14 protein-coding genes are annotated in these 15,643 nt (G+C 69.6%); 9 read left to right on the top strand and 5 right to left on the bottom strand.

The features are described from left to right. Positions 1-17 precede the first annotated feature (17 nt). The gene (locus KO481_RS31260; protein ID WP_215922045.1) at positions 18-905 is read right to left on the bottom strand and encodes a LysR family transcriptional regulator; all 888 of its coding nucleotides are present in this window, start codon (positions 903-905) and stop codon (positions 18-20) included. A gap of 152 nt (positions 906-1,057) precedes the next feature. On the opposite strand from KO481_RS31260, the gene KO481_RS31255 reads away from it, so the two are divergent. Beyond that, positions 1,058-1,972, top strand: coding sequence for an MBL fold metallo-hydrolase (locus KO481_RS31255; RefSeq protein WP_215922044.1), 915 nt, complete (start codon positions 1,058-1,060; stop codon positions 1,970-1,972). Further along, complete coding sequence (locus KO481_RS31250) at positions 1,969-2,460, top strand: carboxymuconolactone decarboxylase family protein (protein ID WP_215922043.1); 492 nt, start codon at positions 1,969-1,971, stop codon at positions 2,458-2,460. Before KO481_RS31255 ends, KO481_RS31250 begins: the two co-directional genes overlap by 4 nt. Here the strand turns inward: KO481_RS31250 and KO481_RS31245 are convergent. Then, on the bottom strand, positions 2,402-3,169 hold the full coding sequence (locus tag KO481_RS31245) for an ArsR/SmtB family transcription factor (protein ID WP_215922042.1): 768 nt from the start codon (positions 3,167-3,169) through the stop codon (positions 2,402-2,404). The genes KO481_RS31250 and KO481_RS31245 overlap by 59 nt on opposite strands. A 361-nt stretch (positions 3,170-3,530) precedes the next feature. On the opposite strand from KO481_RS31245, the gene KO481_RS31240 reads away from it, so the two are divergent. Then, on the top strand, positions 3,531-4,928 hold the full coding sequence (locus KO481_RS31240; protein WP_215922041.1) for an MFS transporter: 1,398 nt from the start codon (positions 3,531-3,533) through the stop codon (positions 4,926-4,928). A 207-nt stretch (positions 4,929-5,135) separates the two neighbouring features. Beyond that, positions 5,136-6,335 carry a sigma-70 family RNA polymerase sigma factor gene (locus KO481_RS31235; RefSeq protein WP_308166830.1) on the top strand — a complete coding sequence of 400 codons (1,200 nt, stop codon included), beginning with the start codon at positions 5,136-5,138 and terminating at the stop codon, positions 6,333-6,335. 81 nt (positions 6,336-6,416) lie between these two features. On the opposite strand, the gene KO481_RS31230 is transcribed toward KO481_RS31235, so the two are convergent. Continuing rightward, positions 6,417-7,355 (bottom strand): hypothetical protein, encoded by a 939-nt coding sequence (locus KO481_RS31230; RefSeq protein WP_308166829.1) that lies wholly within the window; start codon positions 7,353-7,355, stop codon positions 6,417-6,419. A gap of 246 nt (positions 7,356-7,601) precedes the next feature. On the opposite strand from KO481_RS31230, the gene KO481_RS31225 reads away from it, so the two are divergent. Continuing rightward, positions 7,602-8,807: an MFS transporter gene (locus KO481_RS31225; protein WP_215922040.1), complete on the top strand. Its 1,206-nt coding sequence runs from the start codon at positions 7,602-7,604 to the stop codon at positions 8,805-8,807. A gap of 9 nt (positions 8,808-8,816) precedes the next feature. Continuing rightward, positions 8,817-9,377, top strand: a complete 561-nt coding sequence (locus KO481_RS31220) for a GNAT family N-acetyltransferase (RefSeq protein WP_215922039.1) — start codon at positions 8,817-8,819, stop codon at positions 9,375-9,377. A gap of 163 nt (positions 9,378-9,540) precedes the next feature. On the opposite strand, the gene KO481_RS31215 is transcribed toward KO481_RS31220, so the two are convergent. Together KO481_RS31215 and zapE are read right to left on the bottom strand one after the other, a co-directional pair. Beyond that, positions 9,541-10,359 carry a tyrosine-protein phosphatase gene (locus tag KO481_RS31215; RefSeq protein ID WP_215922038.1) on the bottom strand — a complete coding sequence of 273 codons (819 nt, stop codon included), beginning with the start codon at positions 10,357-10,359 and terminating at the stop codon, positions 9,541-9,543. A 143-nt stretch (positions 10,360-10,502) separates the two neighbouring features. Further along, on the bottom strand, positions 10,503-11,522 hold the full coding sequence (zapE, locus tag KO481_RS31210; RefSeq protein ID WP_215922037.1) for a cell division protein ZapE: 1,020 nt from the start codon (positions 11,520-11,522) through the stop codon (positions 10,503-10,505). Positions 11,523-11,557: 35 nt separating this feature from the next. Between zapE and KO481_RS31205 the strand changes: the two genes are divergently transcribed. From KO481_RS31205 to KO481_RS31195, 3 genes are all read left to right on the top strand, one after another. After that, positions 11,558-12,331, top strand: a complete 774-nt coding sequence (locus KO481_RS31205) for a pyrimidine reductase family protein (protein WP_215922036.1) — start codon at positions 11,558-11,560, stop codon at positions 12,329-12,331. 348 nt (positions 12,332-12,679) lie between these two features. Then, entirely contained in the window at positions 12,680-14,218 is a 1,539-nt protein-coding gene (locus KO481_RS31200; protein ID WP_308166828.1) for an alpha/beta fold hydrolase, read from the top strand. An 81-nt stretch (positions 14,219-14,299) separates the two neighbouring features. Continuing rightward, the gene (locus KO481_RS31195; protein WP_215922034.1) at positions 14,300-15,625 is read left to right on the top strand and encodes a glycosyltransferase family 87 protein; all 1,326 of its coding nucleotides are present in this window, start codon (positions 14,300-14,302) and stop codon (positions 15,623-15,625) included. Positions 15,626-15,643 lie beyond the last annotated feature (18 nt).

Here is a 15,643-nt window from a genome sequence, read left to right as displayed (position 1 = left end):
TTTGCCGCGCACCGCGATCAAACGCGGCGGGAGGCCCGCCCCGCTGGGCGGTAGATCGCATCGGCGACGCGGATGAACGACCGGATCAGCGGATCGCTGTTGGCATCGCTCCAGGCGACGACCAGCGGGCTGCGTGGCATATCGGCCACCGGCACGGTGATCAGGCCCTCGGGGAGCGCGTGACCGAGGGGAGTCAGGCCGATTGTGCCGTTCCACAGGACGGCCTGCAAGCACTCCTGGACGGTGCGGACCTCGGGTCCGTCGCGGTACGGGCCCTCCGGCGTGGTCGCGTTCCAGAACGCCCGCCAGACAGGGTCGGTACCCTCCGGCAGCCGGAACCACGGCCGATCCGCGAGGTCGGCCACGCGCAGGACCTCCCGCCCGGCCAGCGGGTCGTCCACGCGCAACACCACACCGACCGAATCGTGGCGCAGCACATGGGTTCTGATACCGGAGTCCTCGAACGGCCCGCGAGTGAGCGCGACATCCACGCGCCCCGTTCGCAATCCGCAGGTCGGGTCGCCGAGATCGGCCTCCCGCACGCGGACCCGGACCATGGGGTGGTGTGCACGGAAGGCGGCCACCAGGCGCGGCCCGGCCTCTTCGGCGCTGTCGCCCAACGTCCCGACGGTCAGGGTGACGGTGCCCGCGACCGCCGCGACCCGGGCGGGGATCCGATCGGCGTGCTCCAGAATCGAGCGCGCCTCAGCGTAGAGGACCTCACCGGCGGCCGTGAGCGAGACGCCGCCGGGAGCCCGGCGCAATAGGACCGCACCGAGGTCCGCCTCCAGCGTCTTGATCGCGCGACTGAGCGGTGGCTGGCTCATGTGCAGTCGATCCGCGGCACGCCGGAAGTGGAGTTCCTCGGCGACGGCGACGAAGTAGCGGAGCAAACGCAGGTCCATTACGGGCGACGATACCCGTGCGGTATCGCCCGCACGCAACGGGTCTTGGACCGGGGCGAGGGACCGGTGCTGGACTGGAATCGACCGGTCCCGCCGCGGAGGTAAGCCCGCCGGGCACCGTCAACCCATACCTCTCCCGAAGGGATCGACCCATGCCCGAATACCCGTACCCGGACCCAGTCGTCGAGATCGAGGACGTGCGGGAGCTGGGCCACGACCTCGTCGTGGTGCCGAACCGCGGCGTCGATCTGGTGCCCAATATCGGGGTGATCGGCGGGATGCACTCCATACTGGTCGTGGACACCGGCATGGGGCCACGCAATGCCGAGAGGGTCCTGGCCTTCGCCGCCGAGCAGGCCAGGGGGCGGCGAATCTACCTGACCACCACGCACTTCCATCCCGAGCACGCGTTCGGCGCCCAGGTGTTCGCCGGCGAGGCGACCTATCTGATCAACCGGGCCCAAGCCGACGACCTCGCGCACAAGGGCGAGAGTTATCTGGCGATGTTCTCCCAGCTCGGCGAGCCGATCGCCCGGCAGCTCGAGGACGTCACGCTGACCACGCCGGACCAGGTGTACGAGGGCGCCTACGAGCTGGATCTGGGTGGACGGACCGTCGAGCTGCGCCCGACCGGCCGCGCGCACAGCAGGGGCGACCAGGTCGTCGCCGTCCCCGACGCCGGCGTGCTGTTCACCGGCGACCTCGCCGAGGCCGGGCAGTTCGCGATCTTTCCGTGGTTCCCGCCGTACGACACCGACGTCTCGGGGCTGCGCTGGATCTCGGTGATGGAACGGCTGGCCGCGGAGCCCGCGCGGGTGGTCGTGCCGGGGCACGGTGCGATCGGCGATGGCCGGCTGCTCGCGGATGTGCGCGACTACCTGTGCGAACTGCGCGACGAGACATGGCGGCGACGGGATTCGGCCATGAGCGAGGACGACATCGCCGAGGAGGTTCGTGCCCTGATGATCCAGCGGCACCCGGACTGGACGATGCGGGAATGGATCGAGCGCGGCGTCGGCTGCCTATGCGCCGAACACGCGGAACATGCCGCCGGAGGAGTGCGATGACCACCGCCGATGCGGACCTGACCGCCGAGAATTCCGCCGCGGCCAGGCGGGCGCGCGGCATCGCGGCGTACGCACGAATATTCGATGTCCCCGAGCAGGACGTCGAGGCGGCCATGACGGCGCGGGTCGGACCGGTATTCGCAGCGGAGGCTTTCGCTTCCGCAGGCGGTCCAGCCTGGTCGCACGGCGCGCTGACCGCCCGGGACCGGAGCGTCGCCATCATCACCGCGCTGACCGCCCAGGGCGTCACCGGCGACCGCCTCGACACCCACCTGCGATTGGCGAGCGCGAACGGGATCGGCCACGAGGGCCTCACCGCGCTGATGACGTTGCTGGCCAACTACATCGGTTACCCTCACGCGTCTGCCGCCATGGAGTCCGTCGAGCGCGCGGCCCGCTCCGGTCTGCTCGCCGCGGACGGCAACCCCGCTACGCCGCCAGCTCCACGCCCAGAATCCGATCCAGCGCCCGGGCGCCCGGGTCGGTGAGTTTCAGGGCACGCCGCGAGCTGTGGCGCTCCACCCAGCCCGCGGATTCCATGCGGGTCAGGACGGCCGCGCCCAGGGCGCCGCTGAGGTGGTGGCGTTGTTCGCTCCAGTCGACGCAGAAACGCAGGAGCGGGCGGCGTTCCAGGCGGACCGCGGGCAGGTCGACGCCCAGGGCGGCGAATACCGGTTCGGCGGCGGGGCCCAGCTCGTAGGGGTGGTCGTGCACGCGGGCCGAGAGGCGGTCGCCCTCGGCGCGGCAGAGTCCGGACAGGCCGTCGGTGCGGGTCAAGGCACCGTGGTCCAGCAGCGCCTCGGTGACGGCGACGCCGAGACGGCCGGCGAGATGGTCGTAGCAGCTGCGGGCGCGGCGCAGGGCCGCCGCGCGCGTGGACTCCCGCAGCGACCGCACCGGGCGGGTCGGCGCGAGCGCGGCCAGGGCCTCGAGCGCCGTCGCCACCTGCGGGTTCGCGATCGAGTAGTAGCGGTGGCGGCCCGAACGCTCGACCGTCAGCAGCCCACCCTCGACAAGGCGGGCAAGATGTTCGCTGGCGGTCGAGGCGGCGACCCCGGCCTCGGACGCCAACACCGAGGCGGGCAGCGCGCGACCGTCGGCCAGACAGATCATGATCCTGGCCCGCGTCGCATCGGCCAGCAGCGAGCCGATCTCCGCGACATCGGAATATCCATACAGGGGCCGCACATCCGTCATGCCCCCAGTCTGCCGCGTGAACACTTCGGCCGACGCCGAAATATGCACACCGAGTCCCCGCGGGCAGTCGTATCGGCATCGGTCCTCATCGCCCGGGCAGGACGGACACCGATCAGCGCGTTGTGCAGCTGGCCGGCCGGTTCCTTTGCCGCCGCTTCCGCAGTCCGCTTCAGCTGCCGCAGTCCAGTTCAACGGCGGAGCCCCGGGACCGGACACCTCCCTGACTCCGCTCCGCCCATTCTTCGGCCCACACCGAACTTTTCCCGGGAAACACTGTCCGTGTGAACGGAGCGAAGCGGAGTGAACCAACAGGCCAGCGCGCGATGCGCACGACGGAGCCGAGCGCCAGCGAGGTGGAGTCGTGAGCATTTCGAGTCTCACCATCCGAAACGAGGAAATACGCGAGATACAGCCCGGACGTGTGCTCGGCGTGATGTGCGCCGGCATGTTCCTGGTGCTGCTGGATGTCACGATCGTCAACGTCGCCCTGCCCGATATCGGGCACGGCCTGCGGTCGGACGTGTCGATGCTGCAGTGGGTGGTCGACGGATACGTGGTGGCGATCGCCGGCCTGCTGCTGGCGGGCGGAACCATCGGCGACCGGATCGGTCATCGCCGGGTGCTGATCGCCGGGTTCGCGATATTCGGGGTGGCATCGCTGATCTGCGCGACGGCGCCGGACGTCGGGGTGCTGATCGGGGCGCGGGTGGTGCAGGGCGTGGGCGGTGCACTGCTGCTGCCCAGCACGATGGCGGTCATCGTCGAGGCGTTCCCGGACCGTGCCGACCAGGCCCGGGCGCTGGGCACGTGGGCGGCAATCTCGTCGCTGGCGCTTCCGGCCGGGCCGCTGCTGGGCGGGATTCTGGTGGGCTGGCTCGGCTGGCGGCCGGTGTTCTGGATCAATGTGCCGCTGACCGCGCTGACCATCGCGGCCACGCTGTGGACGGTTCCGGCCCGGCCCGGGAACCGGAGCGGGCGGCTGGACGTGCGCGGGCTGGCCGGGTTCGTCATCGGCCTGGGCGGGCTGGTGTTCACCATCATCTCGATCGGACACCATGCCGCGCCCGTGTTGATCGCCGCGTCGGCGGTGGCGGCGGTGGCGGCGCTGGCCACCGCGCTGACCTCGGCCGCACGCAGCACCCATCCGGTGCTGCCGCTGGATCTGTTGCGCCGCAAGGAATTCCTGAGCCCCAACGTGGTCGCGCTGACCATGAATCTGATCTTCAACGGCCTGCTGTTCGTCACCACGCTGTATCTGCAGGACGTGCTGGGCTATTCGCCGCTCGCCTCCGGATTGTCCGTGCTGCCCCTGGCGGTTCCGCTGGTGGTGCTCGCGCCCGTCGCGGGCCGGATCACGGCAGCACGCGGGCCTCGCACCTCGGTCACTCTCGGCTGTGCGATCGCCATCGTGGGATCGCTGGCGCTGACCCAACTGCACGGCGCGGGCGGAATCGGCTGGCTCCTTGTCGGATTCGGCTTGCTCGGCTGCGGATCCGGATTGATCACGGCGTCGGTGGTGGCCGCCGTCGTGCGGGCGACGCCGGCCGACCGCGCCGGGCTGGCGACGGGCACCTCCAACACGGCCCGCCAGATCGGAACCGCCAGCGGCGTCGCGATATTCGGCGCCGTCGCAGGCTCCCCCTCCGGCACGCATTTCGTCAGCTCCCTGCACTGGCTCGCCCTGGGGACCGCTGTCGCTTGGGCGGGCGCGCTGGTCATAACACGCTACGGCGTCGCCGGACGTCCCGTCGCCGAGTAGAGGTCCCGGCCCACGCGAGTTCACTCCCTAGCGGCGGCCCGGAATCGGCATGGCGGGAACTCCCCGCGGTCCCCGGGAGATGGAACCCACGGTGGCACAACGCCACCGAGCGTGGCACGCTCGACCCGACACAGCTCTCGCCTACCGCCCACACGCCGCCCGCCGGGATACCCTATTCGAACGAACAGGCGAAAGCGGGCGAGACTGGTGACGACAGACGAGATCACGGACGGGCACACCGCCCTGCCCGACGACCTCGAGGACACGGTCACCGTCGATCTCGAGCACTCCGACGAGACGCTCGCCGCGATGGTCGCCGAGCAGGCGCAGGAGCGGCCGCGCGACGGCGAGCTGATGACCCTGCGCCTGGGCCTGGACGGCGAACGACCGGAGACGCTGACCCTGCTCGGGGCCCGCTACGAGCTCTCCCGGGATCGTGTGCGACAGGTCTACACCCGGGCCGCCGGGCAGCTGGTGCGGCGCGTGCAGGCCACCGGACATCCCAGCACCGAGGTCTTCGCCGCCCGCTATCCGGTCGGCTGGGGCGACCAGCGGCTGATCAGAACGCTGCTGGCCGAGATCTACGCCACCGACGCCGATATCGCCGCGCAGGATCTGGCGTATCTGCGGCTGCGGCTGGCCGGGCACGCCCTGCTCGATGCCAAGCGCTTGGCGGGCTTCGTCTTCCAGCGGATCGCGGGCTGGCAGCAGCGCGGCCGCTGGCATCCGGGCACTCCGCGCGCCGCGGAATCGGTGACCGGGCAGCTGAATCCGCTGTTGCGGCGCGTCGAATGGGCCACCGGCAGCCCGGCCCCGCTGCCGGAGCTGCCGCTCACCACGATCGACTCCGCCGACGATGCCCGCGGTTCGATCTTCTCCGACACCCTGGGCCGGGAAACCAGTTTCGATACCGCGCTGGAGGCGCGCCTGCTGCGCATGCTGGACGAGAGCGATCAGGTCGCCGCATACACCGAACGGCCCGCGGCCGTGGAGTACTGCCTGGATGGCGTGGAGCGTGTGCACTGCCCCACGGTCGCGGCCCGGCTCACCGACGGGCGCGCGGTGCTGATCGATGCGGTTCCGCTGGCGCGGATCGCGGTGCACGGCAACCGAATCAAACTCGCCGCGACGCGTGCCACCGCCCACGAGCACGGCTGGGGCCACCTGGTGTTCACCGGCAGCCGAATCGGCGAACCCGATCTACGCGCCCACACCGTGCCCGCCCAGCACGAGAACATCCTGCGCAACCGGCTCGCCCAAGGACCGCTCGCATGGGACGAATTCCAAGGCTACGCACAGGAATTCGGCGTCGGCATCACCGATCTGGCCGCCATGGCGCTACGTCACGACTGGCGCTGGGAGCGCGGGCCGTTCCGGCTGAGCGCACCCGCCCCGTCGGCCCCGTAAGCTCCACCGCACGCCACCCGGTGCTCCCCCGTCGACTCCGAAAGCTCCGTCGCGGGGCCATCCGGCGGCGCGAGCGCCTGCTCAGTGCAGGATCACCGCGGACCCGATGAAGGCCACGATGATCAACATGGCGAAGCAGGTGATCAGCTGCCAATGCGTCAGCGCCGCGCGCTGACGGGCGAGCGTAAGGCGATAGGTCGCATCGATGCGGTTGTGATCGGAGATCTTGCGACGCGCCGCGTCGAGCTCGTCGGCGATCTGCTCGGACCGTTCGAGCCGATGCATCAGCTTGTGCACCTGTTTGGCCTTCTCCCGGGTCGCCTTGCGGGCCAGCGCCAGCGCCGTGCGCTGATTCATCAGTTCCTGGCGCTGCTGCGCGATCCTCGCCGCCTGCGCCCGCGTGTGCTGCTCCCACGTGCTCACCGCCGCCCAACCTCCCGTGATCTCGTCGCGCCAGCCGAAGGCCAGCGCACCGGTAACCCATTCCCGCATGACGTCCCGCACCGGCCGGGGCTCCTCGCACGGCGCCGCGGTCCCGGTCGGCCCGACCCCGAGCAGCCCCGAGACGACCTGGTACTCGCAACCCGCGGCCGCGAAATCGTCGATGGCCACGGCGGGCAGGTGCCCCACCCAGAATCCGGGCGGGCACATCCACAGCACCTCGTCCACGCCCACCGCCCGCAGCCGCGCGGTCCGCTCCGCGGCGTGCCCGATATCGACCGGAGCGCTGTGCACCTCGACGGCGAACAGGCGAGATCCGTTGCGCCACAACAGACCTGGTGTCTGTGCGCCGAGCGGCCGATCCACCTCGACGTCGTCGGCGCCGTCGGCCAGCAACCGGCCGCGTAACCAGTATTTGAACCGCTGCACATCCCAGTGGCAGTTCCCGCAGCCGGGCTCCCGGCACCGCTCACCCGGCTGATGCCCGCGCGGATTCGGTTCCACCACAGGAAGATTCACCGAGTCGGGCGGATCGAGCACCGTCGCATGCCGCTGCTTCAGATCGACCTGCTTACTCACGCGACTCACCACCCAAACACCGTGCACCGCGGACCATGCGGCCCGTCCCCCTCCAGGGTGCCCCAAATCCCGGGTGCCTTCACGCCAATGTGCCTACTTTTGTTACGCAACCGGGAGCCGCGCGTGATCATCACCGCGGCCAGAGCGCCGAGCGGTCTCGGCGCGGCGACCGGAATGGACAGCGGCGCAATGGAGACGCTCGGCTCTCCCCTATCGGATCGATGGCCCTGCCGCTACGCTTCGCAGATGGTTCCCATCGGATACACTCCTGTATCGACCTCGCTCCGCGCGGCTCGCGTGGCGAATTCGGTCGCCTTCGGGCTACAGGGATTCTTCCTGTCGGTGGTGCTCACCGAGCTGCCGCAGATACAGACCCGGTATCGCCTCGGCGACACCCTGATCCTGGTCGCCGTCGTGGGAATCACGCTGCTCGCCGCGGTGGGCAGCCTCATCGCCGAACAGCTGGCCGTGCGCTGGTCGAGCCGGGTGTCGCTACGGATCGGGCTCGGGCTGATCGCGATTGCGGGCACGGTCACGGCGCTGGCACCCACTGCGGCGGTGCTGTTTCCCGCGCTCGCTATCTATGGCATCGCGGTCGGCATCGTCGATGCGAGCACCAATATGCAGGCGGTGTTCATTCAACACGGGTACGGACGCTTCGTGCTGTCCTCGTTCTATGCGGCCTGGAGTGCGGGCTCGATCCTGGGCGCGCTGCTCGTTTCGGCTTGCGAGGCAACACATGTCACGCTCGCCGAGGCCGTGTTCGCCGCGGCGATGGTGGTGCTGGCCGGTGGGCTGGCCCTGGGCCCGCGACTGCTGGGCACCCGGCAGGCCGAGGCCGAGCCCGCCGAGGTGCAGGCCGCGGCGGGCGAGTCGGCGGAGTCGGTGCACATCGTTCCGCTGAAGATGTACCTGGCCTTCGGCATCGCGATGGCGCTGATGTTCGCGATCGATCAAGCGAACAACAACTGGTCGACATTGTACATGAAGAACTCGCTGCTGGCCTCCTCGGCGACCGCCGCGCTGTCGCTGGCCACCTATCAGGGCGCCGCGCTGCTCACCCGGCTGACGGGCGACTGGTGGGTGCGGCGATTCGGACCGCGCGCGGTGGTGCGCACCGCGGCGCTGATCGGCGTGATCGGCCTGGTGATCGTGGTGAGCGCGCCCGGCCCGATCCCGGCGCTGGCCGGATTCCTCATCATCGGTCTCGGAGTGCCGGTGGTGGCGCCGCTGTGCTTCAGCGAGGTGGGCCGGCTCACCGGCGGGCGCGGCCTTGATGCCGTCATCGCGCGGCTCAACCTGTTCAACTACGCCGGGGCGCTCGTCGGCGGCGCGGTGGTGGGCGCGGTGTCGGACGCCTCGACCATGCGGATCGGATTCGTGCTGCCGCTGATCTTCGCGGCGTCGCTGATCCTGCTGGCACGGTATTTTCACGCGGGAATCCGTGATTGACTTCATTTCATGACCGAAACCCCAGTCATCACCGTCGACCGGGCCGGACTGTGGGACGCGGAAACCCTCAGTGATGTGGCGGCCGCGACCTTTCCGCTGGCCTGCCCGCCCAATCTCGCCGCCCGGGATGTCGAGATGTTCATCGACGAGGTGCTCTCGGACGAGCGGTTCGGCGAGTACCTCAGCGATCCGGACCGCACGGTGCTCAAGGCCGTCGCCGACGGCCAGATCGTCGGATACGCCATGCTGGTGGCGGGCGATCCCGGCGATCCGGTCGTCGCGGAGGCAGTGGATCTGCGGCCGGTGCTGGAGATCAGCAAGATGTACGTGCTGTCCGGCCATCACGGCGCCGGCGTGTCGACCGCGCTGATGCTCGCCGCGCTGGACCACGCGCGCATCGGCGGGTATGCCGGAGCCTGGCTGGCGGTGAATCAGGACAACGTGCGCGCCCAGCGGTTCTACGCCAAGCGCGGCTTCCGCACCGTCGGCACCCGCACCTTCATGGTGGGCACGACGCTGTGCCACGACTACCTCATGCAGCACGCGCTCGAACCGGACGAGGCACCCTGAAACACGTTGCCGGACCGACGATGTCCGCGCCGAACAGCGATGGGTACAGCGATCCAGCCCTGGTCGTCGCACTCCAGCTCGATGAACACGGTGTCGACGCAGGTCGAGCCCGGGCCGTCGCGACCCGGGCTCGACGAAGAACGTTGCCGTCCAGCGGCATTCGTCAGGACAGCATCTTGGCCTGCAGCGCCGCGACGTCGCTGTTGCTCAGCCCCAGACCTTTGTGCACGTAGTTGTCGAAGCTCCCGTACGACCTGTTGACCTGGTCGAACGCGGCGTCCAGATCGGCCTGGGCGACGCCGTTGGCCATATCGCCGCTCTGGGCGTTGCGATAGTAGTTGGACAGCAGGTAGTCGTAGTTCACCGTGTTGCGGTCCACGCCCAGGATGGTCAGCAGCACCGCGGACGTCCAGCCGGTGCGGTCCTTTCCGGCCGTGCAGTGGTACAGCACCGCACCGTCTCCGGTGTCGATGATGTCGCGCAGCACGCCCGCGAATGCCTGGTTCGCGCCGGGGGTGGTGATCATCCCGCGGTACATCGCGGTCATGTCGCCGCCGCCGAGCGCGCTGGACAGCATCACCTGTGGCGACGCCTGGGCCATGACATCGTCGACGCGTGCGGTCGCACCGGCGGGCACCCGGTCCGGGGACAGCGCCCGCTCGTACACGGTCCGCAGGTCGTCGACGTACTTCACAGTGTGCTGAGTGAGTGCGGCCAGGTCGGCGTCGGTGGCCTTGTTCAGCCCACCGGTGCGGTACACCAGGCCCATGTGCACCACGCGGCCGTCGGTGGTGCGGTACCCGCCGATGTCGCGGGCGTTCAGCACGCCCTGCAGCGGAATCGCGCGCTGGTGCACATTGTCGACGACCGCGCTGGTCGCCGCGGTCGGATCGGCGGCCAGCGCGGTGCCCACGGCGGGGCCGAGCGCGAGGGCGGCGGTGGCGGCGACCGCCGCGATGACACGAATCGAGCGATGGACCATTTCCAGCTCCGATCTCCGGGTCGATGACCCACGCGACTAGCGGCCGTCCACAACCGGAACAGCCGTTCCCATTTCGGTATCGGAGGTCACGGTACACCGAGTGGTCACTCGGTTAGTCGAATGGTGTCTCGCCCCACACGGAATCAGGCCGCGGGCACCTCGTACCGCGACAGGGCCAGCAGCCGGGAGATCGCACGCAGGTACTTCTTGCGGTAGCCGCCGTCGAGCATCTCCTGGGAGAAGATCGCGTCCAGCTTCGCACCGGACACCGTCACCGGAATGCCCGCGTCGTACAGCCGGTCGGCCAGCACCACCACGCGCAGCGCGACGGCCTGATCGGTGACCTCGTGCACGCCGGAGATGAACACCGCGCTCACCCCGGCGATCAGCGCGCCGAACCGCGAGGGATGCAGGGTGCTCAGATGCTGTAGCAGCGCGTCGAAATCATCGAGGGTGGAATTCGGGGTGGCCGCGGCCTTCTCGGCCAGCAGCTCGGGTGCGGTCGGCTCCGGGGCGGGCGGCAGATCGCGGTGGCGGTAGTCCGGGCCGTCGACGCGCACGGTCTCGAACAGCGAGCCCAGCTTCTTGATCTCGCGCAGGAAGTCCTGCGCGGCGAAGCGTCCCTCACCCAACTGGCTGGGCAGCGTGTTGGAGGTCGCCGCGACCGACACCCCGCGCGCGGTCAGCTCGGTCAGCAGCCGCGACACCAGCGTCGTATCGCCCGGATCGTCCAGCTCGAATTCGTCGATGCACAGCACGCTGTTGCCCGCCAGCCGCTCCACCGCATTGGTGAAGCCCAGCGCGCCCACCAGATTGGTCAGCTCGCCGAACGTGCCGAACGATTCGGGTCCCGGGGATGCGTGATAGATCGAGGCCAGCAGGTGGGTCTTGCCGACGCCGAAGCCGCCGTCCAGGTACAGACCCGCGCCCTGCACGGGCTTCTTCTTGCCGAACAGGCTCTTCTTGCCGGCCGCGGCATGGATCTTGACGACCTGCGCGGCGAAATCCTCCGCTTTGCGCACGGCCGCGGCCTGGGACGGCTCGTTCGGGTCCGGAATGTACGAGCCGAAGCTCACCTCGTCGAACGTGGGCGGGGGCACCATCTGGGCGATGAGTTGATCGGCCGGAACTTCCGGATGACGATCGACGAGGCGTTGTTGCACGCACGTAGCGTACTGACGTGGTGTGATCGGTACTTATGCAGCGTGTGCCCAATGCGATCCAATTCACAACTCTGGATCCGGACGAGCTGGTGCGGCTCTACACCTACCCGGCCGCACTCGAATCGCCCTGGTTCCGAGTCAACTTCGTCACCAGTATCGATGGCGCCGCGACCGTGGACGGACGGTCCGGCGCCCTCGGCAGTCCGGCGGACCACAGGGTCTTTCCGCTGCTGCGCGATCTGGCCGATGTGATCCTGGTCGGCGCGGGGACCGCCCGGGCCGAGAACTACGGCGGCGCCCGCACCGACGCGCATCGCCGGCTGCGGCTGCATCATCACGGCCTGGGCGGCAGCCCGGACGGCACGCCGCCGCCGATCGCCGTCGTCACCGCGAGCGCGGCGCTGGACCCGGCGAGCCGGCTGTTCACCGACACCACCCGCCCGCCGCTGATCCTGACCACCGCCGCCGCACCCGCGGACCGCAAGCGCGCTCTCACCGACGCCGGGGCGGAGGTACTCGAGATCGGGGACGACACCGTGACCGCGGCGCAGATCCGGACCGCGCTCGCGGCGCGCGGGCTGCTGCGGGTGCTGTGCGAGGGCGGGCCCTCGCTACTGGGCAGCCTCATCGCCGCCGAGACCGTGGACGAGTTGTGCCTGACGGTGTCGCCGCTGCTCATCGGCGGTACCGCGGGCCGAATCGCGGTGTCGCCCAACGCATTGCCGACCCCGATGACGCTGCGCCACGCGCTGCTCGACGACGACGGGACGATCTTGACCCGCTGGGAGCGCAGCCACACAGCCTGCTGACCCGCCCGTCCGGCTCACCGTCCCGCTGCGACGTATCACCTCGGCCGACCTACCGTCCCGATGCGTCACGCCGACCTCGCCGACTCTGTTGGCGTACGCTCCGGCTGCGTCCGATCCACCCCGCCGGTTCCGTCGGCCTACCGTCCCGATGCGCCATACCCACTCCCGCCAGCTCCGTCGGCCTACCGTCCCCCGAGGCTGAAACGGCCCGCCGAACCTGGCAGGCTGTATCGCATGCGCTGGACACGACGGCGGTGCCGCCCAACGACTCCGGGGCTGCGCGGCCCATCGACACGGGGGCTGTGCGGCCCATCGACACCACGGGGCCCGCGCCCGACGACGCTGGCCGTGGTCGCGTCGTCCTCGGTGATCGTGCTGCTCGCGGCCGCCTGTGGTGCGGGTCCGTCGGATCGTCCGGGCATCGCCGAGGCCCGACCGCACGCCGGCGGCGCGGCGCCCACCTCCGCGACCGGACCGGCCGCCCCGCCCGCCGCCGAGGTGCCCAAGGCGGACCTGGGCTGGCACGACTGCGCGGGCGCCACCTTCGGCCAGCTCGGCCTGGGCGCTCCGCCCGCCGGCCTGATCTTCGAATGCGCCACCTATTCGACGCCGATCGACGTCGGCGGCACGGTGCTGGGCACCTTCCAGAACTCCGCGGTGCGCGCGCGGCTGCCACAGACCCCCGCCAACGCCGTGCCCGTGGTGCTCACCTCCGGCGACGACCGCTCCTCGACCTCCGCACTCGCGGGCCTGGCCGCCGGACCTGCCGCGGCCGTGCTGGCCGCACATCCGATCGTGGCGGTCGACCGCCGCGGCCTCGGCAGCTCGCAGCCGATCAACTGCATGCCCGTAGACACCCGGCGCGGCCTGGCCGATGCCGGCCAGAATACCGGCGGAAACCCCGTCGACGTGATGGCCAAGCTGAGCCAGGACGCCACCATCGCCTGCTCGGATTTTCTGCAGCCCTACCAGAACACGTTCGACGCCGGGCACGCCGCCGACGACATCGACCAGCTGCGCAAGCAGTGGCAGGTTGACCACATCGCGATAATCGGCACCGGCGACGGCACCCGCGTGGCACTCACCTACGCCGCCCGGTACGGCGAGCATCTGGCCCGGCTGGTCCTGGACTCGCCGATCGCGGCCAAGGCCGATTCACTGACCCGCACCGAACAGCGCGTCAAGGGCTCCGAGGCCGCGCTCACCGCCTTCACGCAGCAGTGCGCCGCGGTCGGATGCTCGCTGGGCGCCGATCCCCGCGGTGCGATCGTCGTGCTGGTCAACCGGGCGGCGTCCGGCCAGCTCGGCGACGTCAGCACGGGCGGGCTGCTCACCGCCGTCGCCGGATTCCTCGGCGAGCCGCGCGCCGACCAGTCCTCCCACATCACCGAGCTCGCCGACGCGCTCTCGGCCGCCGGGCGCGGCGACAATGGCGCCCTGGACCAACTGGTGCTTCGCGAACAGACCGCCCTCGGCTCCGATGGGCAGTTCGTCTCCAGCTGCAGCGACAACCAGCAGCCGGCTACACCCGATCGGGCCAAACAGCTCGAGTCCACCTGGGGCAACCAGTATCCGGTCTTCGGCAAGGTCGCGGCCGCGGAACTCATGGCCTGCACCGCCTGGCCGGCGCCCGATCCACAGCAGTTGCCCACCACCCTGCCGCTGCGCGTGCTGGTGCTGGGCAACGATGCCAACCCGGTCGTCGGCGCCGACGCCCGCCCCTCGGTCACCGGTGCGCTCGGCACCGCCGGAGCCAACACCTCGACGGTGACCTGGCAAGGCTGGGGCTATCCGGTCTTCACGCACTCCAGCTGCATCCAGCAGAACCTGGTCACGTACCTGAAGGACGCCACCCTTCCCGCCGACGCGACCGTCTGCCCGGCCTGACGGACGGGCCGCCCAGCAATCGCAGGTCATTTCGGCGGGTCCGGGCAACAGGCGGAGCGGTTTCCGGTGTACCGTGCCCCAGTGTTCCTTCGTCACCTCGAGCCTCGCACCGCTCGCACGACCTCCGAGGTCCTGAACTTCGCGCTGTGGCCTTTCGCGGTCATGACCGTGATCCATCAGGCCTTCGTCATGGGGACGAATTTCAACGTCACCGACGACTTCGCACCCGTCTACAAGGCGTCGCTGGCGTTCCTGCACGGGCGGCCGATCTACAGCGACAACTTCGATCTGGTCGATCCGCACTACCTGTATCCACCGGGCGGCACGCTGCTCATCGCGCCGCTGGCGTGGATCGACCCGATGCACTCGAAGTGGTGCTTCGTCGCGCTCAACGTGGTGGCGCTGCTGCTCGCGTGGTATCTGCTGCTGAAGCTGTTCGGGTTCAGCATCAAGTCCTTTGCCGCGCCGCTCACGCTGCTGCTGATGTTCGCCTCCGAAACGGTCATCAACACACTGGCTTTCGGCAACGTGAACGGGTGCGTGCTGCTGGCGGAGGTCGCGTTCATCATGCTGCTGCTCAAGCGGCGTGATCTGTGGGCGGGTGTGGTGATCGGGCTAACGATCGTCGTGAAGCCGACCCTGGCCCCGATGCTGCTGATTCCGCTGATGCGGCGGCAGTGGAAGGTGTTCATCACCGCCGTGGGCGTGTTCGTCGCGTTCACGGCCATCGCGTTGCCGCTGATCAAGGATCCGATGGACTACGTCCGCAAGACCCTGCCGTACTCGCTTCAGGCGCGCGACTACTTCAACAGCTCCATTCCGGGATCGGCGGCCTACTGGGGGCTGCCCTCGCCGCTGGTGTGGTCCATGCGGATCGGCATGGGTGTGCTGGTGCTGATCTCGCTGTGGCTGCTGTACCGCTACTGCCGCAACAACGAACTGTTCTTCATCTGCACCAGCGCGGGCATCCTGCTCACCGCCGAGTTCCTGATCAGCGGCCTGGGGCAGATGTACTACTCGATGATGCTGTTCCCGTTCCTGATGACGGTGGTGCTGCCCAATTCGGTGCTGCGCAACTGGCCCGCGTGGCTGGCGATCTTCGGGTTCACCACGTACGACAAGTGGCTGCTCGATCACTGGCAGAGCCTGGGCCGGGATCTCGAATACCTGCGGGTCACCTTCGGCTGGGGGCTGCTGCTCGTAGTGACGTTCTGTGTGCTCGTCGATCGGTATCTGGCGGCGCGGCGCGAGGGGCGCCTGGACTCCGGGATCGATCCGGCCTATCTGCTGCCCGAACCCGAGACGGCGACGCCGGAGGACACGGCTGTCGGGGCTGCGGTCCCCGCCGATGAACCGGACATCGCAGCCCCGGAAGCCAGCGCATCGGAAGCCACCGCGCTGCGGTAGCCGCGAATAACCTTCATT

The organism is Nocardia albiluteola, assembly GCF_018860155.1.
GTDB classification, from domain to species: domain Bacteria; phylum Actinomycetota; class Actinomycetes; order Mycobacteriales; family Mycobacteriaceae; genus Nocardia; species Nocardia albiluteola.
The sequence above is the reverse complement of the archived record's forward strand: the minus strand, read 5'-3'. Positions and strand labels throughout refer to the sequence as shown.

Coding starts and splice junctions, on each gene's coding strand:
- KO481_RS31260 (WP_215922045.1), bottom strand. CDS start 905: ATGGACCTGCGTTTGCTCCGCTACTTCGTCGCCGTCGCCGAGGAACTC.
- KO481_RS31255 (WP_215922044.1), top strand. CDS start 1,058: ATGCCCGAATACCCGTACCCGGACCCAGTCGTCGAGATCGAGGACGTG.
- KO481_RS31250 (WP_215922043.1), top strand. CDS start 1,969: ATGACCACCGCCGATGCGGACCTGACCGCCGAGAATTCCGCCGCGGCC.
- KO481_RS31245 (WP_215922042.1), bottom strand. CDS start 3,169: ATGACGGATGTGCGGCCCCTGTATGGATATTCCGATGTCGCGGAGATC.
- KO481_RS31225 (WP_215922040.1), top strand. CDS start 7,602: ATGGTTCCCATCGGATACACTCCTGTATCGACCTCGCTCCGCGCGGCT.
- KO481_RS31220 (WP_215922039.1), top strand. CDS start 8,817: ATGACCGAAACCCCAGTCATCACCGTCGACCGGGCCGGACTGTGGGAC.
- KO481_RS31215 (WP_215922038.1), bottom strand. CDS start 10,359: ATGGTCCATCGCTCGATTCGTGTCATCGCGGCGGTCGCCGCCACCGCC.
- KO481_RS31205 (WP_215922036.1), top strand. CDS start 11,558: ATGCAGCGTGTGCCCAATGCGATCCAATTCACAACTCTGGATCCGGAC.